The 22,702-nt window shown below is 59.5% G+C and carries 22 protein-coding genes; 8 read left to right on the plus strand and 14 right to left on the minus strand.

What is annotated here, in order from left to right:
* The first annotated feature begins 221 nt into the window (after positions 1-221).
* Both ACWKV9_RS15975 and ACWKV9_RS15980 read left to right on the plus strand, forming a co-directional pair.
* Positions 222-1,424, plus strand: a complete 1,203-nt coding sequence (locus tag ACWKV9_RS15975) for a mandelate racemase/muconate lactonizing enzyme family protein (protein WP_483837091.1) — start codon at positions 222-224, stop codon at positions 1,422-1,424.
* A gap of 74 nt (positions 1,425-1,498) precedes the next feature.
* Complete coding sequence (locus ACWKV9_RS15980) at positions 1,499-2,881, plus strand: MFS transporter (RefSeq protein ID WP_483837092.1); 1,383 nt, start codon at positions 1,499-1,501, stop codon at positions 2,879-2,881.
* A gap of 190 nt (positions 2,882-3,071) precedes the next feature.
* Here ACWKV9_RS15980 and ACWKV9_RS15985 read toward each other — a convergent pair whose 3' ends face one another.
* From ACWKV9_RS15985 to ACWKV9_RS16010, 6 genes are all read right to left on the minus strand, one after another.
* Complete coding sequence (locus ACWKV9_RS15985; RefSeq protein ID WP_483837120.1) at positions 3,072-4,376, minus strand: carbohydrate porin; 1,305 nt, start codon at positions 4,374-4,376, stop codon at positions 3,072-3,074.
* Between the two features lie 117 nt (positions 4,377-4,493).
* Positions 4,494-5,822, minus strand: coding sequence for a c-type cytochrome (locus ACWKV9_RS15990; protein WP_483837093.1), 1,329 nt, complete (start codon positions 5,820-5,822; stop codon positions 4,494-4,496).
* Entirely contained in the window at positions 5,819-7,597 is a 1,779-nt protein-coding gene (locus tag ACWKV9_RS15995; protein WP_483837094.1) for a GMC family oxidoreductase, read from the minus strand. The genes ACWKV9_RS15990 and ACWKV9_RS15995 overlap by 4 nt, the downstream gene beginning before the upstream one ends.
* Before the next feature lie 120 nt (positions 7,598-7,717).
* The gene (locus ACWKV9_RS16000) at positions 7,718-8,437 is read right to left on the minus strand and encodes a gluconate 2-dehydrogenase subunit 3 family protein (protein WP_483837095.1); all 720 of its coding nucleotides are present in this window, start codon (positions 8,435-8,437) and stop codon (positions 7,718-7,720) included.
* Between the two features lie 305 nt (positions 8,438-8,742).
* A complete protein-coding gene (locus tag ACWKV9_RS16005; protein ID WP_483837096.1) occupies positions 8,743-9,762 on the minus strand; it encodes a LacI family DNA-binding transcriptional regulator in 1,020 nt (339 codons plus the stop codon).
* Positions 9,763-10,083: 321 nt separating this feature from the next.
* Complete coding sequence (locus tag ACWKV9_RS16010) at positions 10,084-10,980, minus strand: LysR family transcriptional regulator (protein WP_483837097.1); 897 nt, start codon at positions 10,978-10,980, stop codon at positions 10,084-10,086.
* A 99-nt stretch (positions 10,981-11,079) separates the two neighbouring features.
* On the opposite strand from ACWKV9_RS16010, the gene ACWKV9_RS16015 reads away from it, so the two are divergent.
* A complete protein-coding gene (locus ACWKV9_RS16015) occupies positions 11,080-11,943 on the plus strand; it encodes an aldo/keto reductase family oxidoreductase (protein WP_483837098.1) in 864 nt (287 codons plus the stop codon).
* Between the two features lie 148 nt (positions 11,944-12,091).
* Here ACWKV9_RS16015 and ACWKV9_RS16020 read toward each other — a convergent pair whose 3' ends face one another.
* Positions 12,092-13,219 carry an alkene reductase gene (locus ACWKV9_RS16020; protein ID WP_483837099.1) on the minus strand — a complete coding sequence of 376 codons (1,128 nt, stop codon included), beginning with the start codon at positions 13,217-13,219 and terminating at the stop codon, positions 12,092-12,094.
* 230 nt (positions 13,220-13,449) lie between these two features.
* On the opposite strand from ACWKV9_RS16020, the gene ACWKV9_RS16025 reads away from it, so the two are divergent.
* The 3 genes from ACWKV9_RS16025 to ACWKV9_RS16035 all read left to right on the plus strand — a co-directional run bounded on the left by ACWKV9_RS16025 (position 13,450) and on the right by ACWKV9_RS16035 (position 15,298).
* Positions 13,450-14,379 (plus strand): LysR family transcriptional regulator, encoded by a 930-nt coding sequence (locus ACWKV9_RS16025; protein ID WP_483837100.1) that lies wholly within the window; start codon positions 13,450-13,452, stop codon positions 14,377-14,379.
* Between the two features lie 89 nt (positions 14,380-14,468).
* On the plus strand, positions 14,469-14,846 hold the full coding sequence (locus ACWKV9_RS16030; protein ID WP_483837101.1) for a VOC family protein: 378 nt from the start codon (positions 14,469-14,471) through the stop codon (positions 14,844-14,846).
* Positions 14,847-14,872: 26 nt separating this feature from the next.
* Entirely contained in the window at positions 14,873-15,298 is a 426-nt protein-coding gene (locus ACWKV9_RS16035; RefSeq protein ID WP_483837102.1) for a RidA family protein, read from the plus strand.
* Between the two features lie 14 nt (positions 15,299-15,312).
* Here ACWKV9_RS16035 and ACWKV9_RS16040 read toward each other — a convergent pair whose 3' ends face one another.
* The 3 genes from ACWKV9_RS16040 to ACWKV9_RS16050 form a co-directional block, all read right to left on the minus strand.
* Entirely contained in the window at positions 15,313-15,447 is a 135-nt protein-coding gene (locus tag ACWKV9_RS16040) for a DUF2256 domain-containing protein (protein WP_483837103.1), read from the minus strand.
* 187 nt (positions 15,448-15,634) lie between these two features.
* Positions 15,635-15,799 (minus strand): DUF2986 domain-containing protein, encoded by a 165-nt coding sequence (locus ACWKV9_RS16045; protein WP_483837104.1) that lies wholly within the window; start codon positions 15,797-15,799, stop codon positions 15,635-15,637.
* A gap of 125 nt (positions 15,800-15,924) precedes the next feature.
* Entirely contained in the window at positions 15,925-16,425 is a 501-nt protein-coding gene (locus ACWKV9_RS16050; protein ID WP_483837105.1) for a GNAT family N-acetyltransferase, read from the minus strand.
* A 139-nt stretch (positions 16,426-16,564) separates the two neighbouring features.
* Here ACWKV9_RS16050 and ACWKV9_RS16055 point away from each other — a divergent pair, with 139 nt between their 5' ends.
* Positions 16,565-17,320: a bestrophin-like domain gene (locus ACWKV9_RS16055; RefSeq protein ID WP_483837106.1), complete on the plus strand. Its 756-nt coding sequence runs from the start codon at positions 16,565-16,567 to the stop codon at positions 17,318-17,320.
* Between the two features lie 20 nt (positions 17,321-17,340).
* Here ACWKV9_RS16055 and proP read toward each other — a convergent pair whose 3' ends face one another.
* Positions 17,341-18,840, minus strand: coding sequence for a glycine betaine/L-proline transporter ProP (gene proP / locus ACWKV9_RS16060; protein WP_483837107.1), 1,500 nt, complete (start codon positions 18,838-18,840; stop codon positions 17,341-17,343).
* Between the two features lie 192 nt (positions 18,841-19,032).
* On the opposite strand from proP, the gene ACWKV9_RS16065 reads away from it, so the two are divergent.
* Complete coding sequence (locus ACWKV9_RS16065; protein ID WP_483837108.1) at positions 19,033-20,229, plus strand: GAF domain-containing sensor histidine kinase; 1,197 nt, start codon at positions 19,033-19,035, stop codon at positions 20,227-20,229.
* Between the two features lie 158 nt (positions 20,230-20,387).
* On the opposite strand, the gene ACWKV9_RS16070 is transcribed toward ACWKV9_RS16065, so the two are convergent.
* The 3 genes from ACWKV9_RS16070 to ACWKV9_RS16080 form a co-directional block, all read right to left on the minus strand.
* Positions 20,388-21,041 (minus strand): 3-oxoacid CoA-transferase subunit B, encoded by a 654-nt coding sequence (locus tag ACWKV9_RS16070; protein WP_483837109.1) that lies wholly within the window; start codon positions 21,039-21,041, stop codon positions 20,388-20,390.
* Between the two features lie 2 nt (positions 21,042-21,043).
* Entirely contained in the window at positions 21,044-21,730 is a 687-nt protein-coding gene (locus tag ACWKV9_RS16075; RefSeq protein ID WP_483837110.1) for a 3-oxoacid CoA-transferase subunit A, read from the minus strand.
* Between the two features lie 101 nt (positions 21,731-21,831).
* A complete protein-coding gene (locus tag ACWKV9_RS16080; protein WP_483837111.1) occupies positions 21,832-21,981 on the minus strand; it encodes a hypothetical protein in 150 nt (49 codons plus the stop codon).
* Between the last annotated feature and the right edge of the window lie 721 nt (positions 21,982-22,702).

Here is a 22,702-nt window from a genome sequence, read left to right on the forward strand (position 1 = left end):
TTACCTGCGAAGAATTACGCGCGCAGTGCCTGTTCCATCGCGTCACCAGCTTCGCGGGCAAGCTTCGCTCCAACAGAGGTTCTATCTGTTAGCGTTACCATCCGTCTAAAGTCATGTTCGTGTATCAACCATTATTGCCTCCATGCGCAGACTCCTATATATTTTTGCCAGCAAATGGTAACGCTACCATTAGATGCCAAGAGATTTTGAGGATAACAATAATGTCCAGAATCACCTGCGTAAGAACATTGCGTCTGCCGGAACGTCCCAAGCTGATCTGGCTGGAGATCGAGACTGACGAGGGGCTGATTGGCCTGGGCGAAACCTTTCGCGGTGCGGCGACTGTCGAAGCGGCTGTGCACGAGTTGATCGCACCGGGCCTGATCGGTCGCGACTCGCGGCAGATCGAAGGCATCTCCCTGGAGCTGACCACGCCTTACGTCGGCTACCACAGCGCCAGCGCCGAAATCCGCGCCGCCAGTGCGGTGGATATCGCGCTCTGGGATCTCAAGGGCCAGCGCCACGGCATCCCGATCTATGAAGCACTGGGCGGCGCATGCCGCGACCGGATTCGCGTCTACAACACCTGCGCCGGCTACGACTTCAATACCCAACAGGGCGCACGCCGGGAAATCACCAGCGCCGATCGCGCTCAAGGCCCTTACGACGATCAACTGGCGTTCAGTCGCGACGCGGGCGCCCTGGCCGTGAGCCTGGTGGAAGAGGGCTACACGGCGATGAAGATCTGGCCCTTCGATCAGTTCGCGCGCCAGGCGGGCGCCAACAGCATTAGTCTGGCCGAGGTCAAAAAAGGCGTCGAAGCCTTCCGCCAGATCCGCGAGGCAGTAGGCGATCGCATCGAAATCATGTGCGAGCTGCACAGCCTCTGGGACACCAGCGCGGCCTTGCGCATATGCCAGGCGCTTGAAGAATTCGACCCGTACTGGGTGGAAGATCCGCTGTGCAAAATGGACGACGCCCAGGCGCTGGCCGATTTGCGTAACCGCACGAGCGTGCCGATCTGCGCCAGTGAAACCCTGGGCGGCAGCGTGGCCTATCGCGATCTGTTGGCGGCCGGTTCGATGGACTACCTGATGCTGGACCTGGTCTGGTGCGGTGGTTTCACCGAAGCGCGCAAGATCGCTGCCCTGGCGCAGGTTTACAACAAGCCACTGGCTCCCCATGACTGCACCGGGCCAGTGGCACTTTTTGCCGGCCTGCAACTGGGGCTGCACGCACCTACTGCTGTGCTGCAAGAGGTGGTGCGCGCGTCGTTGTCGACCTGGTACGGCGAGCTGGTCACCCATCTGCCGCAGATCACCGCTGGTCACGCGCTGGCGCCCACTGTGGCGGGACTGGGCACGGCGTTGCGACCTGAAATCAAGCAACGCCCGGACGCCATCATCCGCGAAACCCGACGTTGATCCGGCGGCGCCTTGCGGCCGATCTGTCGCAGCGCCGTCGCTGCTGACCCAAGACACACGGCATCGAGACCATAATGAAAAAAATAGACTCGCTACGACGTTTTATCGCAGAACACCGCCGCTACGAAGTCATCCTGCTGCTGTTCATCATGATGATTGTCAACCAAGGCGACCGCGCCACGCTTTCCATCGCCGGTGCCAGCGTTTCTCAGGAACTGGGGCTGAGTCATTCGGAAATGGGCTGGCTGTTTTCGGCGTTTGCCTGGGCCTACATGCTCCTGCAATTGCCAGGCGGGCTTGCGATTGACCGCTTCGGCAGCGTCAAGGTGTTGGGGCTGGCGATCATTGTCTGGTCGTTGTTCACCGCCGCGATTGGCAGCGTTGCTCTGATGCCGGTCGGTATTGCTTTTTTTGCGGTGTTCGCCCTGCGATTTATGGTCGGCGTGGCCGAGGCACCGTGTTTTCCGGCCAACAGCAAAATCGTCTCAATGTGGTTTCCGACCGCCGAGCGAGGCACGGCGACAGCGATTTTCAACGCTTCGCAGTACTTTGCGGCAGTGGTGTTCACACCCTTGCTCGCCTGGATTTCAACGCGCTGGGGCTGGCCGTGGATTTTCTACGTGATGGGCGCGGCCGGTATCCTGATTGGCATCGTATTCATCATTCGCATCAAGGCGCCGGTGGACCATGGCGGCGTCAGTAGTGTCGAGCTGGAAACCATCCGCAACGGCGGCGCGGGTTTGCAGGAACACCCGGTTTCGGCAGGTAAAAAACAGAACTGGAGCGAAACCTGGGCCAGCGCCAAAGGCCTGTTGGGTCAGCGGATGTTTCTGGGGATTTACCTGGCGCAGTTTTGCATCAGCACCCTGACGTTTTTCTTCCTCACCTGGTTTCCCGTGTATCTGGTTCAGCAGCGCGGGCTGTCGATTCTCAACGCTGGCTTGCTGGCAGCAATTCCGGCGATTTTTGGCTTTATTGGCGGGATCGGCGGCGGGCTGGTGTCCGACTGGATGCTGCGCAAAGGCGTCTCCCTGACCCGGGCGCGCAAGGTGCCGATCTACATCGGCATGGCGCTGTCGATGAGCATGATCCTGTGCAACTACGTGGAAACCGACACGCTGGTGGTGGTCTTCATGGCGCTGGCGTTCTTCGGCAAAGGGATGGGCGCGCTGGGTTGGGCGATCATTTCTGACGTGTCACCCAAACGCAGCGCCGGGATGAACGGGGCGATCTTCAACACCTTCGGCAGCGTCGCCGGGATCGTCACGCCCTTGGTCATCGGCTACATGGTGCAATCGATGGGCTCGTTCAACGGCGCATTGATCTACGTCGCGCTCAATGCCGCCGGGGCGTTCATCAGCTACATGTTCATCGTCGGCGAACTGCGCCGTCCCAAGGAAATCACCCCGGATGCTGAAGGCTCGGTGGGTGGCGGGGCAGCAATGTTGAGTCGCTGAAAATCCGGATTGACTCGGTTGCAGGGCACATGTGGGAGGGAGCTTGCTCGCGATTCTATATCCAGCTGATAGAAGATGCAGCGGATGTATTGGCCTCATCGCGAGCAAGCTCCCTCCCACGTTTATTCATCGCTAAGGGGGCTGACTCTGATCGTTCCCACGCGGAGCGTGAGGAACGATCAGGCACGGCTCAAAACTGCGACTGCACCTGCAATCCCACCACCAGTGCGTTCTGCACTTCGCGCACGCCATCCGGGTTTTTGATGTATTGCACGTTGGGCATGACGTTCAGCCATTTCGTGGCCTGGATGCCGTAGTTCAGTTCGGTCGCGATCTCGGAATGTTGTTCGGGCAAGAACCCTGCATCGTCGTAGCTCAGGCCGCTTTGTGCGTTGCCGGTGCGCGCGTTGCGCAGGAACAGGGAGCTGGCGTGAATCCGCGCTATACCAAAGCCCAGCGTATCGGTCGGACGCGCGTCGAACGGGCCTTTGTAGGTCAGGCTGATTTTCTGATAGCTGTCGACCGGTGTCGTAGCCCGATCCTGGAACGTGGCACTGGCATTGACCGTCAGACCGCGCGAGCTGTCGCCATCCACCGAAGTCAGCTGCTGCTTGCCCACCAGCCAGAAACCGTGCCGGCTCGAATCGCTGCGGTAATCATTGCCACTGATCGCGGCCGGCTGGTTGTTTTCATCCTTGTAGACGTCGGTGCCGTTGGCCGTGCTGTGGTAGTAACCGACCCGGTATTCGCCCGGCAGTTGATTGACCTTGGGCGCCCACACCAGCTCAACCGGAAATAACGTGCCGGTGGTGCCAGCGCCGTTGAGCTTGAAGCCGTTGTCGTTTTCCAGGTCCGAGGGGTTGATGTTGAACGCGGCAATCTGCGCGTACAACTCGCTGTTCAGACGATAGCGAACCCGCGCGGCCCACTGGCTGATCGGGCCGTTGTAGATGCTGTCCACGTAGTTGCCCGGTTGCGATCCACAGAACGCCAGAGCCTGAAACGTACAATCCTCCACCGCAAAATCATCGCTCACCGCAAAGCGACCGGCTTTGATGTTCAGCGCGTCGTCGAACCAGCCCTTGCTCACCCACAACTCGCTCAGCCGCGTGACAGCGCCACGGCCCTGGATTTCCTGAGTCGAGCCCAGACCGGTGGCCCGGGGATCGCTGATCTTGTCGTTGATGTTGTCGCCGTTTCGATTGGTGATCGAGAGGCTGAACGCCGCGTCATTCCAGCCCAGCAGCTTTTGCAGATCGATGTCAGCGCCCAGGTTGAACTGGTCGGCGTAACGGGTGACGTGATCGTGCTTCTGGTAGCCGCCGCGCACGTTTGAGGCCGATTCGCCGGTGTAGCCCATCTTGATGTCGACGCCCTGATTCAGCAGGTCGGTGCGCACACCGCCCCAATCGCCGGACATCCACGGCGAATCGACGGCGAAGGCATCGGCCGCCTGCGCGCTGACCGCCCAGCTCGACGCCGCACAGACGCCCATCAACAAAACGAGCGCACGACGCTGACGCGCCTCGTGAAAAATAGTACGTGGCATTGGATAAATTCCGATGAGGTGGTTCGCAAAGCGCCGGGGCGAACCCCGGCCGCTCACTTCTTCTTAATTGGACGCGCTGGTGGCGCCTAGTTGGGCAGGCAGCTTGAGGTCCTTGCGCACCTGCGCGACCTGATCGGGATTCACGGCGGGCGCCGCGTTGCCCCAGGTGTTGCGGATGTAAGTCAGCAACGAAGCGATCTGTTGATCGGACAGTTTCCAGGCAAAGCTCGGCATGGCGCCGCTGGTTGGATTGTCCAGCGTCACGGCGCCGCGACCGCCTTGCAGTACGGTGGTCATCAGCGTCTGCGCGTTGATCGATTGCAGCGCAGGGTTGTCGGCCAGACCTGCCGCCAGGCCACTGATGCCTTTGCCGTCACTGTTGTGACAGGCCGAGCAGTTGGCCGAATACACGTTGGCGCCTTGCTTCATGGCGGTTTCAGTGGCGGCCAGCGGTTGCGGTTTGGTGGCGTCAGAGCCCGGCAGACTTTTCAGGTAACCGGCGATGGCCATCAGGTCGTCATCGGTCATGTGCTGAGTGGAGTTGGTCACCGCTTCAGCCATCGGACCCGACGCCACGGCAATGTGGTTGCTGCCGGTTTTCAGGTACTGAACGATCTGCTCAGGCGTCCAGCTGCCAATGCCGACGTAGCGATTGCCGGTGATTTCCGGCGCATGCCAGCCGGCCAGATCGCCGCCCTGCAAGAAGCCGCTCTTGTCGCCGCCGAGGAAGTTTTTCTCGGTATGGCAAGCCGCGCAGTGCCCCAGGCCCTGAACCAGATAGGCGCCGCGATTGATCTGCGCCGAGCCGTCCGCCACGGGGGTGAAGGGCGTCTTGTCGAAAAACAGCAGGTTCCAGCCCATCATCATCAGGCGGATGTTGAACGGGAATGGCAGCTGGTTGGAGACCACTTTGCTGTCCACGGCCGGCACGGTCTGCATGTAGGCCCAGAGGTCATGCATGTCCTGATCGCTGACTTTCACGTAAGCGTTGTAAGGCATGGCCGGGTACAGATTTTCCCCTTCACGGCCCTTGCCTTCACGCACCGCGCGGGTGAACTCGGCTTCTGTCCAACTGCCGATGCCGGTGGTTTTATCCGAGGTGATATTGCTTGCCAACAACTTGCCGAACGGGGTTTCCAGCGCGTAGCCCCCCGCGAAGGGTTTACCCTGGTGCGGATCGGTGTGGCACGCGGCGCAGTCACCGGCGATGGCGACGTAGCGACCTCGGGTCACGGCCGGGTCTTCGTTGGTAGCCGGTGCGCTAACGCCCTGGCTGGTGCCGTTCTGCTGGCCGGGCGTGGCAATCGCGTCTGCCGCTTGGGTCATGCCGATGTTGAGCAGCAGCAGGGCGGCCAGTGAGGTGCTGGCGGCGAAGGTTTTGCCGGTCATCATGTTGGCAGCTCCACCAGAGGGCCACGCTTGGCCAGATACTGCTCAAGAATCGCCTTGGCGGTCCACAAGCTCAGGGCGCCAATGGTCGAGGTCGGGTTGTAGCCGGCGTTGTTGGGAAACGACGAAGCGCCGAGGACGAAGACGTTGTGCACGTCCCAACTCTGTTGATAGCGGTTGATCACGCTGGTTTGCGGGTCCAGGCCCATGACGGCGCCGCCGATGGTGTGGTCACTGGCGGGCAGGTACGGCCCGTAGTGAATGGCCGCCGAGTCGAAACCATTGACGATCTTCGCGCCCATGGCTTTGCCGATTTCCACGCTCTTGTCTTCGATGAACCTGGCCGAACGACGGTCGTTTTCGTTGTAGTCGAAGGTCACGCGAATCAGCGGATCGCCGTTCGCGTCTTTGTATTCGGGGTCCAGGTCCAGGTAGCTTTCGTCGTGGGAGTAGCTGGTGCCTTGGCCGAAGATGAACGTGCCGTTCTGGAAGGCGTGGGTGTAAGCCTTTTTCCAGTCACTGCCCCAGCGCGGCGTGCCCGGTGGCACGGCGTCGGCGTTACCGATCGGGCGTGCGCCACGGGCAACGACCAGGATGCCGGCACCGCCGATGAAGCCCTTGCCGGTGTGGTCGAAGTTGTCGCCGTTGTAGTCGTCGACCTGAGCGGAGAGGGCGCCGGCACCGATGTACTGGTTGAGCTGCTGGTCTTCGAAAAACAGGTTGGCGCCCGACACGGTCTGGAAGCAGTAAGCCCGACCGACCACGCCCTTGCGGGTTTCCGGGTTGTAAGGCGTGCCGATTTTGGAGAGCAGCAACAGGCGCACGTTCTGCATCTGGAAGGCCGAGAAGATCACGATGTCGGCCGGCTGTTCCCATTCTTTGCGGTTGCGGTCCAGATAGGTCACGCCGGTCGCGGTCTTGCCGTCTTCGGCCAGGTTGGCACGCAGCACGGCGGATTCGGTCAGCACGGTGAAGTTGCTGCGCTGCATCAGCGCTGGCACCACGCACGCATTGGGGCTGGATTTGGAGAAGTTGCCGCAGCCGTAATACAGGCAATAACCGCAGTAGGTGCAAGGCCCCATGCGCACGCCCAACGGGTTGGTGTAAGCCTGGGACGCTTGACCGGCAGGCACCATGAACGGATGCAGACCGAGCTTTTTGCTGCCCTCGGTAAACAGGTCCGTCAGGCGCGTGGTGGCCAGCGGCGGCAGCGGGAATTCACTGGTGCGGTTGCCTTCGAAGATGTTCGCGCCTTCGATCTGCTTGCCGTTGAGCAAGCCTGCCTTGCCAGACACGCCGGCAATTTTCTCGAAGCGGTCGTAGAAGGGTTCCAGGTCGTCGTAGGTGACGCCCCAGTCCTGAACGATCAGGCCGTCGCTCAGCTGCTTTTTACCGTAGCGCTTGACCGTGTAGCTGTAGGGCTCGAAGTCGAACGGCAAGAACCGCCAGGCCATGCCTGCCCAGTGCGTACCCGAACCGCCGACGTTGTAACCCAGCTCGTTGAGGTTCCAGTCACGGGTGGGCAAGGCGGTCTGGGTGCGGTTGTTGCGAAAGGTCGTGGTTTCGATGGCGGCCGGCAGCAGCAGGCTGCGGCGGGTGTCCCAGCGCAACTCATCGGTGTCGACCGAGGGCGGGAAATCGGTGGCGGTTTCAACCCAGGGGCCGCGTTCGATCGCGACAACGTTGAGCCCGGCGCGGGTCAGTTCTTCGGCGATCAGCGAGCCGCACCAGCCGAGGCCGACGATCACTACGTCGGCTTTAGGGCGTACATTGGCCATGGAAATTCCTCTTCATACAACATCAATCACGGAAATAACGGCAAGTGTCGGACGGGCCGCACTGCTCAAATTTTTTGCGCATTGCCCGGCAGCAGGCGCGCTCAAAGCCTCAGATGGGACTCAGAGTGTGTTGTCGATCAAGCTGGTAGGGATGATGTTGAGCTTCTGGCCTTTCTTGGCGATCACGTCGCGAAAGTCATAACGCGCACCGGGGAAACCGATCATTTTCCAGCTGGCCATGTTCTTGTTGCCACCGTAGATCGGGTCGGCAAAGAAGCCCTCGCGCACGTTGGCCAGGATCTGCTCGAACAGTTCTTTGGTCTCGACGTCCGGACCCAGGTCCAGCTTGTTGCTCTCCATTGCTCGCAACAGGTCATCCTGCTGGGGGCCTTCGAGCTGCACGAAGGTTTTCGAGAAAGTTTTCTGGCAATGGGCGTTGATGGCCGCGAGCCCGTTGCGCCAGCGCTCGGCGGGGGTCAGCGGCGATTGCGTGCCTTGTTCCGGCGTGCCTTTGACGAAGCGGCCCAACCGGTACATGGTCGCGCCCTTGCCGTAATCGCCGGCCATCTGACGGTCGATGAACACCGCGCAACCGGCTTCCTTGCCGCCAATGCTCAGGTCATCGGCGGGGATCAGGCGATCGGCCAACGCGCCGGCCATGTCGAACTCGGCCTGATTGAAAAAGGCCAGGCCGCCCTGACGCGGCGCGGCCAATGGCGGCAGGCTGGCCTTGCCCGGCTCCCAGGGTTGGCCGCCGCTGATCACTTCTGCGCGGGCAACAGGCAAGGTAGAGGCGGCCGCTAATGCCAGGGCCGATGAAAGGAAGTCTCTGCGCTGCATGATTGATCCTGTGAAAAATGGGGTGCGGAAAATCAGGGTTCGGCAAAACACAGGCGCACGGTCACGACGACGGGTGGGCAGTGAGGTGCCTACTCGCCGGGTCATTCACTGGGCGCCGGATTGCATCGATCCTTTGGGCTTTGGCGACTGCCTTTTCCCGGATATTTTTGTGCTGACAACGGTTTTAAGCAGTGAAACGTGACCTGCAGGGGTGTTCTGTGCAACCTGATGGTCGCGGCGGGGAAGTCTAGGGTGCGGCTTTGCGCCGCACCATTAAAGATTTGACGTGTTTACGTCAAATGCCCTCAGGCGGGCAGGATTTCGTCGATGACGATGCGCAGTTGGGGGTTGACCATCGCCGGGGTATCGAGGTCGCCATTGGCGTACAGCAGGTGCTGAATCGCCGCGTTGGCCTGGCCTTCGGAGTCCTGATCCAGCACCAGCGACAGCAGCCCTTCGCGCAGGAATTCGGCGTGCTGCTGACTGGCTTCGTGGGTCAGCCACACCGGGCGGATGTCGTGTTCGAGCAGTGCGCTGCGAATGCCCGCCGACCCCGCGCCGGTGTTGTAGATCGCCAGCAGATCGCTTCCTTCGGCCAGTGCGTTGTGCACGGCCCGGGCGGTTTGCGCATCGTCGTCGTAGCATTCCACCGGATCGCTCACCACCAGCCCCGGCGCGCGCTGATGCAGCACGTCGAGAAACCCGCCGACCCGCTGTTGATGGGCCTGATACAGCAGAGAGTTGGTAATCAGCAGTACTTGCCCGGCAGTGGGCGACACCCATTGACTGAGCAGGCGCCCGGCACTGCGGCCGGCCACACGGTTATCGATGCCGATGAAGGTGGCGCCGTCGAGCCCGGACATACTGCTGGTCAGCAGCACCACCGGCACGCCCTGGCTGATCTGGGCTTGCAGCGCCGCGCGGATCGCCGGGGTGTCGTGTGCAACGACGATCAGCCCCTGGCGGGCGGTTCTTGGCGCGGCGATGAATTCCAGTAACTGTTCGGGATTGCGCTCGTCCCAGCTCTGGCTTTGCAGCACCAGACGCGATCGCAGCAGTTGCGCCTGACGCGCGAAGGCATGGGTGAGGCGGCGGTAGTGGTCGGTGCAGCTCTCCACCATCAGCAGATCGAAACGCAGCAGCCCGTGCACCGGCGAGGGCAGCAAGCGCCGCAGGCCCAACGCGCGGGCGGCATTGAGCACCTTGCGCCGCTTGAGGTCCGAGACGCTTCCACGCTCATTGAGCACCCGATCGACCGTGCTCAGGCTCACGCCCGCCAGATCGGCAACCTTGAGCAAACCGGCCCTGCGATTCTCGCTATCCAATTCAACACCTTCCGTACCACCGAGATATCTAAGCGCGCCTGGCGCCTGTTACGTGCTTGGAACGGGGGCATTCTAATCAGAACTCGCAGCCCGCTGGCGACCTTTGTAGGAGATCCCCCATCGTCCAGACGCCGCGCTGTCGCACAGCAAACGCTGATTTTGTTGGAGCGAGACCTGGTCTGGGCCTCATCTGGACGACGCTAACGACGCGGGGCGTCAGATAAACCCAGGCGTCAGCTTCGCGGGCGAGCCTCGCTTCAACAATTTATGTGTCGCTTTTAAAATCAACGACGTATCTGATGCGAAGTGGTCAGCGCAGGCTCAATCTGTCCGGATGAAGTCCACAAAAGCGCGCAGTGGCGAGGGCAGGTAGCGGCGGCCGGGATAGTAGAGAAACGGACCGCTGAACGTCTGCCACCAGGGTTCGAGCACCGGCACCAGAGCGCCGCTGTCGAGATGGGGACGCAGCCAGTCTTCGAACAGATGAACGACGCCCAATCCATCCAGCGCCGCCTGTACCGCCAGATCCATCGCGCCGCCGATGCGCACGGTCAACGGGCCGGAGGGATTGACCTGCACCACGTCGCCGTAGCGCTCGTATTCCCACAGCGGCACCAAACCGCTGGGAAATTTACCCCGCAGGCAGGCATGTTCGAGTAAATCACGGGGGTGCTTGGGGTGCCCGCGCTGACGCAAATATTGCGGCGAAGCCGCCGTTGCCATGCGCTGAAATCTGGGGCCGATGGGCACGGCAATCATGTCCTGTTCCAGGCGCTCATCGTAGCGAATGCCGGCGTCACAACCGGCCGCGAGCATGTCGACAAAGCTCTCTTCGGTCACCACCTCCAGGCGGATGTCGGGGTGCGCCTGCAAAAACGGCGTGATGATCGCCGGCAGCACCAACCGCGCTGCGCTGACCGGCACATTGAGCCTTAACGTGCCCGACGGTCGATCCCGGAAATCATTGACCACGTCCAGTGCCGATTCGACTTCGCCCAACGCCGGAACGATGCGCTCCATCAACCGTGCACCCGCTTCGGTGGGGACAACACTGCGTGTAGTGCGGTTGAGCAAGCGCACCCCCAATCGGGCTTCCATGCGCCGAACCGCATCGCTGAGACTGGAAGCCGATTTACCACTGGCCCGCGCACCTTCGCGAAAACCGCCCGCATTGACCACAGCCACGAAAGCCAGCAGATCTTGAATATCAGTCGCCATTGTTCGCTCATCCGTACAACCCGTGCCGATTGCACCCGATTATCAGCTCACTGGTCAACGCCTATAGTCAGCCCACACGTAATGATCGAGGCACATACCATGAGCGACGCAAGCAAGGCAGGTACATTTCTACTCGGCGGCCGGACGATCAACCGCATGGGTTACGGGGCAATGCAACTGGCCGGGCCCAACGTGTTCGGGCCGCCCAAAGACCCGAAAGCAGCGGTTGCGGTGCTACGGGAAGCCGCGGCCTGCGGGGTGAATCACATCGACACGGCGGACTTCTACGGTCCTCATGTGACTAATCAACTGATCCGTGAAGCGCTGCATCCTTACGCCGATGATCTGGTGATCGTCACCAAAGTCGGAGCGGTACGCGGGGAGGATGCTTCATGGAATCCGGCGCACAGTCCGGCCGAATTGACCCGTGCGGTACACGACAACTTGCGCAATCTAGGTGTCGACGCACTGGATGTGGTGAATCTGCGGGCGTGGGGCAACCTGCATTCGCCAGGTGAAGAATCCATCCAAGAGGCGTTCAGTACGCTTGCCGGTCTGCAACGCCAGGGCCTTATTCGTCACTTGGGCTTGAGCAACGTAAGCGCACCGCAGATCAAACAGGCCCAGGCCATCGCGCCGATTGTCTGCGTACAGAATCACTACAATCTGGCCCATCGCGCCGATGAGCAATTGATCGCAGAACTCGGTCAGCAGGGCATTGCGTATGTGCCGTTCTTTCCGCTTGGTGGATTCACGCCGCTGCAGTCGGACACGCTGTCCGGCGTCGCTGCGAGCCTGAATGCATCGCCGTTGTGGGTGGCTCTGGCGTGGTTGCTGCAACGCGCGCCTAACCTGCTGCTGATTCCGGGCACCTCTTCGGTGCCGCACCTGCGGGAAAACCTGACTGCCAGCAATCTGGTTCTCACGCCAGAACTGCTCGCCAAACTGGAAGACGTGGGGTAGGCATCGGCGTAGGAGCCTTGCCTGAGGTGTGAACGTGCAGGAGCGGACCTGTCCGCGAAGGCTGTTCGTCAGGCGCTGAAAATCCAGCGGATGTACGGGCCTCTTCGCGCACAGGTCCGCCCCTGCAGGACGACCCGTTCGTGGTTAATTAACCCGGCACATACGCCGGATAATCGACGTAGCCTTTGGTGTCGCCACCGTAATAGGTGTCGCGATCCGGGGTGGTCAGGGGCCAGCCGTTTTTCAATCGCGCCACCAGATCGGGATTGCCAATGAACGGCTGCCCAAATGCGGCAAGGTCGATCAGCCCCTCATCGATCAAGTCCTGCGCACGCTCCAGCGTCATGTCGCCCGCGAGTATCAATGCCGTGTCGCCCAGTTGCCCCTTGCAGTGCTTGAGCAGCTTACGCAGCGCTTCTTCCTGGGCTGCGGAGCTTTCACCGGCCATGAAAAAGTGCGTCTGGTCCATCACGTGGACGTAAGCGATCTGGCGCTCGCGCATGCCCGCGCACAGCGCGGAATAAGTCTCGTCGATTTCTGGATAGATCGGCATGTCGAACAGCTGCCCGTAGGGCGAGATACGGATACCCACGCGGTCAGCACCGATTCTGGCTGACACTGCCTCAACGATTTCGAACACGAAACGCAAGCGATCTTCGAGGTTCTGCGCCGAGTAACGATCGGTGCGGTCGTTGACCAACGGGTTCAGGAACTGCTCAAGCAGGTAGCCATTGGCGCCATGAATTTCCACGCCATCAAAACCCGCAGCGATGGCGTTCGCGGCTGCTTGCGCAAAGTCTTCAACCACTCGACCCACTTCTTCTGTGGTGAGGGGCCGAGGCGTGGAGGTCGTGACGAATCCGGCCTCACCGTTTTCTGCGTAGCCAAAGGCAACTGCACCCTGAGCAGGCTTGTCGGTAGAGCTGACGGGAGCCTGCCCATCCAGCTGAATCGAGGTATGGGACACGCGCCCTACGTGCCACAGCTGGGCAAACATCTTGCCGCCGACGCTGCGCACCGAATCAGTGACCAGCTTCCAGCCTGCGATCTGTTCAGCCGTGAAGATGCCCGGGTTGAACAAATAGCCTTGGCCCTCGCGGGAGATCGGTGTGCCTTCGGAGACAATCAGGCCAGCCGTGCCACGCTGGGTGTAATGCAACGCGATTTGCTCGGTCGCCACGTCCTCAGGGGCACGTGAACGCGTCATCGGAGCCATGACGAACCGATTGCCGAGGGCAATTTCGCCAAGGCGATATTCAGAAAAAAGATCAATCATAAAAAGGTGCTCCGTCCGGTGTTGGCGTGACGCTGCGCGGTGACTGGATGGCCAACGCAATCCAATCGTCGCTTCCCGCCGGCTCATTGGTTAAAGTTGGCGCCAGAGTAGAGCTTTGCTAAAACAGCCACAATTGGGCTTAACGGCAAAATACTATTGCGATTATCGCAAGCCGCAGGTTCCGCACAGCCAGTTCTGCGACGTGCCCGGCTAACCTCACGGGAGGGTTCATGCACCTGAAAGCCCACAGGTTTTTCGCGATGGTTGCGGTCACCGGCAGCTTTTCGGCGACCGCGCGCCACTTTCAGGTGCCCGCGTCATCGGTCTCGCGCTTCATCGCCGCGCTTGAGCGTGAAGTCGGTCAACAGTTGCTGTACCGCAATACCCGCGCGGTGAAGCTGACCGACGCGGGCGAGCGCTATTACGTGCAGATCCGGGAAGTCCTTGAACTGCTGGACGCTGCGGATGAAGACGTTACCGGCAAGGCTGGGGGTATTCGCGGCCTGGTGCGAATCAACGCGCCGGTCGCGTTTGGTCATTTGCATCTGGTGAATCTGCTCAACGGGTTGTCAGCGCGTTACCCCGACTTGATCGTCGATCTGACCGTGACTGATGCCTTCATTGACCCGGTACAGGAGGGCGCCGATATCACGTTCAGGGTCGGGCATCTGGAGGATTCGGGTCTGATCGGGCGCAAGATCTGCGACCAGCAGTACATTGCTGCGGCCAGCGCTGCTTATCTCGACCGGCACGGAACGCCCCAATCGCCACAGGATCTGCGCAACCACGCCTGTCTTGTTTACAAGGGCGCTGGCGGGCCGCAACGCTGGTACTTCCGGCGCGCTGAAGATCAGGCGTCCGAAATCATCGAAGTCCATGGGCCTCTGCGCAGCAATGACGGTGAGGTGCTGTTGCAGGCAGCACTTGCGGGCAGGGGCATCGTGTTCTTCCCGTCCTGGATTTACAGTCGCGAAAGCTTTCAGCGTAAGCAGATGATCCGGTTGTTGCCTGACTGGGTTGGCGCGGTGGAGCCGACCCCCAGCCAGATTCACCTGATCTCGCCGGAAAACCGGCTGCGCTCGCAAAAGGTTCGGGTGGTCTGGGATTACTTTCTCGATGCCATCGGCAGCCCGCCGTACTGGGATGATCTGGAAGGCTGACGGCCAGCCCTAAAGTAAAACGGCTGGACTTGTTTTGGGTCTGCGAATACGTTCAGCACCATCTTCCATCCCGCCCACAGGAGCGTTTTGTGATTGACCATCTTGATCATCTGGTACTGACCACTTGCGACCTTGAAGCGTGCAAGGACTTCTACACGCGGGTGTTGGGCATGACTCTGGAGACCTTCGGCCAGGGCCGGCTGGCGTTTCGCTTCGGTGAGCAGAAAATCAATGTGCATGTGCGGGGGCATGAGTTTGAGCCCAAAGCGCATCTGCCAGTGCCGGGCGCGCTGGACCTTTGTTTCATTGCCAGCGTGACGCTGGAAGAGGTGATCAAACGCCTGAACGAGCACAACTGGCCAATCATCGAAGGCCCCGTGGCACGAACGGGGGCGACGGGGCCGATTCGCTCGGTGTACGTTCGTGATCCGGATCTGAACCTGATCGAATTATCCGAACAGATTTGATCGCTCTATCCACTGCCGACGTGTGAATGATGAATATCCCAGACAGCAATGATCGCCAGCTCATCGTCCCGCCATCAATGAAGCTTTTGGCCGAGCGCGCAGGTTATGCGCCCGCTGTGAAAGTAGGCGCAACCGTGTACTGCGCAGGCCAGGTGGGGCGTACTGATGAGCTTGAAGTCATCACCGACCCCGCGCAGCAGTTTCTGCGGGCATGGGAAAACCTGGGCACGGTGCTGGCGGCTGCGGGCTGCACCTTCGAGGACGTGGTCGACATGACCACCTACCACGTCGATATGCAGCAGCACATAGCCGTTTTCAGGCGCGTGAAAGATAGCGTGTTTCCACGAGGCACTTGTGCGTGGACCTGCATCGGCGTCAGCGAACTGGCCAGGCCCGGATTGCTGGTGGAGATCAAGTGCGTTGCTGTCGAGCGTCAGCCAACGCATAGATGAATAGCAGGATGGGACTATTGATGCCTGTGTCGGCGGCAACGTTCGGAGCAGTAGCGCACCTCGTCCCAGCAGCGCGCCCATTTTTTGCGCCAGGTGAATGGCAAGCCGCAGACCGCGCAAAGCTTGACCGGCAGTTCACTTTTCTTCATGGCCAACTCTCTGGCCTGAGGCGCTGAGTCTGAGCTGACTCACTGAGGCCGACTTGTAGGAGCGCTCTTGCCCGCGATAGCAGTGGGTCAGGTTCATAGTTGTTGACAGACAAAACGCCATCGCGGGCAAGCGCGCTCCTACAACATAGGGTGTCTGTCAGTGACGACGACAAGCCAAAACCCGCTTTCATTGAGGCTCGGACGACGTGATCGACTCGTCACTGGCTTCAGCCGCCAGTTTCAACCGGTCCGCTTTACTGATGTATTTAGACTTGTTGACCGGGGCCAGTTTGGCGCTGGCCTTTTTGGCCTTGGCTTTGAACAGTTGCTGCAGTTTTTTCTGACGATTCATGGGTTTCTACTCAGCTTTCGGATTCTTGAGTGCTGGGGAATTCGCGCTATTGAATCAGATGTGCAGAACACGTACCCCGCTTTTTACCGTCGCGAACAAGTCCGCTCCCATCTGATGACCTGCCCCTACAGCGACAGGACAAATCGGCGCTCCTCCTTGATGCTCTCATGCGAAGGCGGAGCGTCAGGTGTAAATCCACACCGGCTCAGCACGGTTATCGAACCGGTATTTTCCGAATAGGCGTAACCCACCAGTTGAGTCAGTCGCCAATGGTTGCGCGCCGCCTCAATTAGCTGACCAAGGGCCATTGTTGCCAGCCCCTGGCCGCACGCGCGCTGATCGATCCGATAGCCCACTTGTGCTGTACCCCCGCAGGCGTCGATGTCCTTGAGATTGGCCCGACCAACGATTCTCCCGGTAGCGTCTTCGATAACAAACGGGTGCCAGGCGCCGCGGGCGAAGCCGGACAAGTAACTATTGATGTGTTCGGTGACACCCGCCAGTGAGTAAAAAGAAGGATCGCGCGCTTCGATGTGGGCTTCGAACCACTCACGATTATCGATTTCGAATGCCAGCAATGCTTGGCTGTCGGTACTTCTCAGTTCGCGGATTACAAACGGCTTCACTGATGAAATTTCCTGTTCACGGTCTATCCTCCATAGCTGCCAGGGTCCTGCTGACAGGTGCTCGAAGCTTACTTGCGCCAGTGATGCGCAAGGGCAGATTCTGGCGAAACCTTTTAGTTGTCTGCGGGGGAGCGGGCGTATGGAGTCTATCTGGATCGCGTTAGGTGTTTTTGCCTGTCTGCTGTCAGCGGCCCTTCTGATGATGCATTGGTACCCAAAACTATCCGCCCGCCACAGGGACGACGACACCAACACGGTAGTGCGTCTGGTGGCCAACATCTTCGTGGTCATGACGTCGCTGGTCTTCGGGCTGATGATCAATTCGGCGAAGAATACCTTCGAGACGATCGATGCCAACATGCACGGATACGCGACCAGCCTGATTATTTTCGACCGCACCCTGCGCGCTTACGGCGAGCCTACGCAGGACACTCTTGAACGACTGGTGAGTTATCTGGAGCATGCCATCGCCAATCCGTTTCGCGGCGATGAAGCGTTGCAGCATCGCAACAGTGAAGCGGCGCGGTATCTGGACGACATCGGCAAATCACTGAGTTCGATCAAACCCGGTGATCGCTTCCACGAAACCATGCTCGTGGACATTCGCCAGCAGTATCACGCGCTGATCGATCAACGCTGGCGGATTGTCGAGCAGTCCGAGGGCGCCATTCCCGGGCCGCTGATCGGCATGTTAGTGGCGTGGCTGACGCTGATTTTTGCCAGTTTCGGCTATCGCGCGCCACGCAACCCGATGGTCATCGGCATGTTCTCTGTCTCGTCATTCCTCATCGCAGCTTCGGTCTATCTGGTGCTGGACATGGACATACCGTTTCATGGCCCGATCCAGATATCCGATGAGCCTCTGCGTCGGGCGCTCGCTGAGATGAAGCTTTGAACGTCTTGGATCGTGCCTGATCAGTTGATGCGTGGGTGCTGATCCACCAGTGCTTTGCGCCGGGCTTCAAGTTCAGCGATCTGGGTGTCGATGTCCTGGATCTTCTCTTCGATTGTGTCGTGATGCTCCACCAGCAGCTCCCGCGCTTCCTCGATGTCGGACGCCGCCGGAGCCGCGCCGCGCAGCGGTTTATTGGCGGTTTCCTTCATCGTCAGACCGGTAGCCAGGCCAACGACAGCAACCACCATCAGGTAGTAGGCTGGCATGTAGAGGTTATTGGTGCTTTCCACCAGCCAGGCCACTGCAGTTGGGGTCAGGCCTGCAACCAGCACCGAGACATTGAAGGCGCTCGCCAACGCACTGTAGCGAATGTGGGTCGGGAACATCGCGGGAAGGGTAGAGGCCATGACCCCGATGAAGAAACTGAGCACCACCGCCAGGATCAGCAGCCCGGCGAAAATCAGTCCAATTTTGCCGCTGTTGATCAACATGAAAGCGGGGATAGCCAAGACCAACAGGCCAATGCTGCCGCAGACAATAAAGGGGCGGCGGCCGATCTTGTCACTCATCAGGCCGATAAAAGGCTGCACGAACAACATGCCGACCATGATCGCGATGATGATCAGTACGCCGTGGTTTTCGCTGTAGTGCAGGTTGTGCGACAGGTAGCTCGGCATGTAGGTCAGCAGCATGTAGTAGGTGACGTTGGTCACCACCACCACGCCGATGCAGGTAATCAGGCTACGCCAGTGCTTGGTTGCGACTTCCTTGAACGTTGCACGCGGGGCTGCGACGCCGGCTTTTTCGTTCTTGGCCTGATCATCCACGTGCTGCTGGAATGCTGGCGTCTCTTCAAGAGCGTTACGCAGATACAACCCGAGCATGCCGAGGGGCAGGGCGAGGAAGAACGGCAAACGCCAGCCCCATTCCTGAAACTTGTCTTCGCCGATGATCGAGGAGATCAGCACTACCACGCCTGCGCCAAGGACGAACCCTGCGATCGAGCCGAAGTCCAGCCAACTGCCCAGGAAGCCGCGCTTGCGGTCCGGCGCGTATTCAGCGACGAAAATCGACGCCCCGGTGTATTCGCCGCCGACCGAAAAGCCTTGGGCCATTTTGGCGAGCAGCAGCAGGATCGGCGCCCAGATGCCGATGGAGGCATAAGAAGGGATCAGGCCAATGGCGAAGGTGCTGAGGGACATGATCACGATGGTGGCGGCCAGGACTTTTTTACGGCCGTACTTATCGCCCAACGCGCCAAAGAACAATCCACCCAGCGGACGGATCAAGAACGGTACCGAGAACGTTGCCAGCGCTGCAATCATCTGGGTGCCCGGGTCGGCGCCCGGGAAAAACACCTTGCCCAGCACGTAGGCGACGAAGCCATACACACCGAAATCGAACCATTCCATGGCATTGCCCAGCGCAGCGGCGGTGATTGCTTTGCGCACCTTCGCGTCGTCGACGATGGTGATGTCTCTCAAACCGATAGGGCCGGCGCTTCTTTTGCCTGATTTCATACATCAATACTCTGTCGCGGATCTGTCTGACGACACGTTGCTCAAACCTGCATCGGTAGAGAGCAGGGCAGCGCGCCGCTGTTTCTATGCCATCGTTTTAATGGCATGGGCTGTCCCGGATCAGATACAGTAAGACACAAAATAATTCACTGCTCACCGCCATATTTTCCTTACCTCTGAGTTCTCGACCCAATGACCGACACGGCGTTTTCCGCAGACATAGGTGCTGTACAGGCTATCGATGCCGTTCCTGTCATTTTGAGTATGGTCAAGCATTTGACCGGCATGCGTTTTGCGGCTGTGGCCCGTGTTACCGAGACAAACTGGGTAGCCTGCGCGGTGGATGATTCCATCGATTTCGGCTTGAAACCTGGTGGCGAACTGGTACTGGAATCCACCATCTGTCACGAAATCCGCCAGCACCGCACGCCGGTGATTTTCGGCCATGCGAGTGCTCATCCGATTTTCGCCATCCATCACACGCCCCTGACCTACGGACTGGAGAGCTACATTTCCATTCCTATCATCAAGGCCAACGGTGAGTTTTTCGGCACGTTGTGCGCTATCGACTCGGTGCCCGCCGATCTGGAAGCGCCGGCCATCGTCGAGACCCTCAAACTGTTCGCCCAATTGATCGCGATGAATCTCGACACTCAGGGCAATCTCGACGCAACAAAGGCGGCGCTGGCAACAGCTACCGAACACGGCATGTTGCGCGAGCAGTTTATGGCGGTGTTGGGGCACGACCTGCGCACGCCCCTGAGCGCCATCCGCATGAGCGCTGAACTGCTGCAAAGCAAAACCATCGAAAAACGCTCGCTGAATCTGATCACCGCCATCCGTACCAGCTCGATTCGCATGGGGGTGCTGATCGAAAACGTGCTTGATTTTGCACGCGGACGCATGGGCGGCGGGATTCCGGTCAAGCGGCAGCTGACCGACGATCTGGCACGTACGCTGCAAATGACGCTGGACGAAGTGCAGGCTTCGCATCCCCACTCGGTGATCAGGCATTCGTTGCAAGTCCCGACCGGCATCTATTGCGATGCGCTGCGCATTACCCAGCTGCTGTCCAATCTATTGGGCAACGCAGTAACCCACGGCGCCCCCACGTTGCCGATTGAGGTGAGGGTATTTCACGAAGAGGATGAGGTAGTCATCAGCGTGGCCAACCAAGGCACGCCGATTCCGGCTCAACTCATGCCATTGCTGTTTGAGCCGTTCACGCGATCCGAAGCAGGCCAGCGAGGGGAAGGTCTGGGTTTGGGGCTGTACATCGCGTCCCAAATCGCCACGGCGCACAACGGCACGCTGACCGTGACTTCGACCGCCCAGAATGGCACCGTTTTTACGGCGCGCTTTCCGGCGCAAATGAAATGGGTGGGCTAGGCGATAACAGCCGTACTGCCTCAGCAGGCAATGTGCAACGCCGCAGATCCAACGTGGGAACGAACCTGTTCGCGAAGGCGGTGTTTGGCGCGGTAGATCCAAATCGGCTGTACCGGCCTTTTCGCGGACAGGTCCGCTCCCACGGGTTTTGCGTCTGGCTAATATCCTGTGGCATCGCTCAATTGGGCTTCTGTCAGGGTTTGCAGTTCGGCGAAAGTCAGTCCCGGCACCATCTCAATCACCTGCAAACCGGTGGGTGTGACGTCGATCACGCACAGGTCGGTATAGATGCGGTCGACGCAGCTTTTGCCGGTGACGGGATAGGTCAAATGTTCGACAATTTTCGGTGCGCCCTCTTTGGTCAGATGGTCAGTGACCACGAAGACTTTCTTCGCCCCGATAGCCAGGTCCATGGCACCACCGACGGCAGGAATTGCGTTTGCGTCGCCCGTGTGCCAGTTGGCCAGGTCACCGTTGGCGGCGACCTGAAACGCGCCCAACACGCAGATATCCAAGTGCCCGCCGCGCATCATGGCAAACGAATCACCGTGGTGAAAAAAACTGCCCCCTTTAAGCATGGTGACGAATTCTTTGCCTGCATTTATCAGTTCCGGGTCTTCTTCGCCCTTCGCCGGGGGCGGACCAAAAGCCAGCAGGCCATTTTCCGAATGAAGGAAGATCTCCTTGTCGGCGGGTAGGTAACTGGCGATTTTGGTTGGCAGGCCGATGCCAAGATTGACGTAGGCGCCTTCGGGAATGTCCTGCGCAACGCGTTGGGCAATGTTGTCGCGCGAGCGTTTGGTGTAAGTCATGATCAAGCCTCTGCGATCGGGTCAGGAGCGCTGATGCGCACGACGTGCTGAACAAAGATGCCGGGGGTGACGATATGCTCCGGGTCCAGAGCGCCCAGTTCGACAATATCCCTGACCTGAGCAATGGTGGTGGTGGCCGCCATCGCCATGATCGGCCCGAAATTGCGCGCCGACTTGCGATAAACCAGGTTGCCCCAGCGATCTCCCTGGTAGGCCTTGATCAAGGCAAAGTCGGCTTTGAGCGGATACTCCAGCACGAAGTGCTTGCCGTCGATCTCGCGTACTTCCTTGCCTTCGGCCAATAGAGTGCCGTAGCCGGTAGGGGTGAATACCGCGCCAAGGCCGGAACCCGCCGCTTGAATGCGGCATGCCAGGTTGCCCTGTGGGACTACCTCCAGTTCGATTTCGCCCGAGCGATAGAGGCCGTCGAACACCCAGGAATCTGCCTGGCGGGGGAAGGAACAGATGATTTTACGCACCTGACCCGACTTCAATAGCAGCGCCAGGCCGTAGTCGCCGTTGCCTGCGTTATTGCTGATCACGACCAGATCCTTGGCGCCGTGCTCGATGAGCGCGTCGATGAGTTCGGCGGGCTGTCCGGCTGGACCAAAGCCGCCAATCATAATCGTGGCGCCATCTTTGATCTGGCTGACCGAGTCAATCAATGACATTTTTGATTTATCTAACACGTGCCTCTCCTGGATGTAATCCAACAATATTTCTGACGCGTCCAGAGACGGTGAGGTGGGAGAGGCGACAGCGCTGCTGCCTCGCCCGTTGTCGAAAATGCTTATACGTCCTCGAGCGCTTGCGGCAGCGCCTGCGCGGTGGCGATGCTGTAGGCATAGAAGTCGAAACATTTAACAGTGGTGCCGATGAATGAGGCTATGCCCGCTTTTTTAGCCCTTCGTGCGCGCCCCCGGTAACTGCTGTCGTTCACGAAGAGTCTCCGCTGTTTTTATAATATTGAAATCATCTGTCGAAAGTTGCGTAGATAGTGTTTAAACCCGCGAGTGGCGCGGCGATCACTATTCACTATTAAAGTCATTCGGAAGTTCTTCCCGTGTTTGTTTCAACACTCTCACACAGCAAGAAAACTCTGTCCGACCGCTTACAAATGTATTTAACCAGCGTTATCTTTTAATGAGTTGTTATTTCGATTGTTTCGAGACCACCATAATAGCCTCCGGTGGCGAGCGGACAATCCTTCAAACTGGATATCGTTCGGTTATCGCACAGATTGAGTAGGAGCCTGGTAGCGCGATGCAACGGGGATAGCCAGGCCTCGCTACAACAGGGTTTGGGTCGGATCGATAACTCAGCGGCGCCGCAGATCCAATGTGGGAGCGAACCTGTTCGCGAAGGCTGACTTCCAGGCGCAGAAGATGTGGCGGATCTAAGGGCCTCTTCGCGGACAAGTCCGCTCCCACGGGTTTTGCGTCCAGTCGCAATGGCGCAGCGGGTGAGAATTATTGTAGGAGCGCGCTTGCCCGCGAATGAGATCGGCCAGTCTGCCCGCCGGGGACTGAAGGAATGCTTTCGCGGGCAAGCGCGCTCCTACAGGATTTGTGTCAGGCCGAAACATCAGCGGCGCCGCAGATCCAATGTGGGAGCGAACCTGTTCGCGAAGGCTGACTTCCAGGCGCAGAAGATGTGGCGGA

It is taken from the genome of Pseudomonas corni (genome assembly GCF_057128765.1).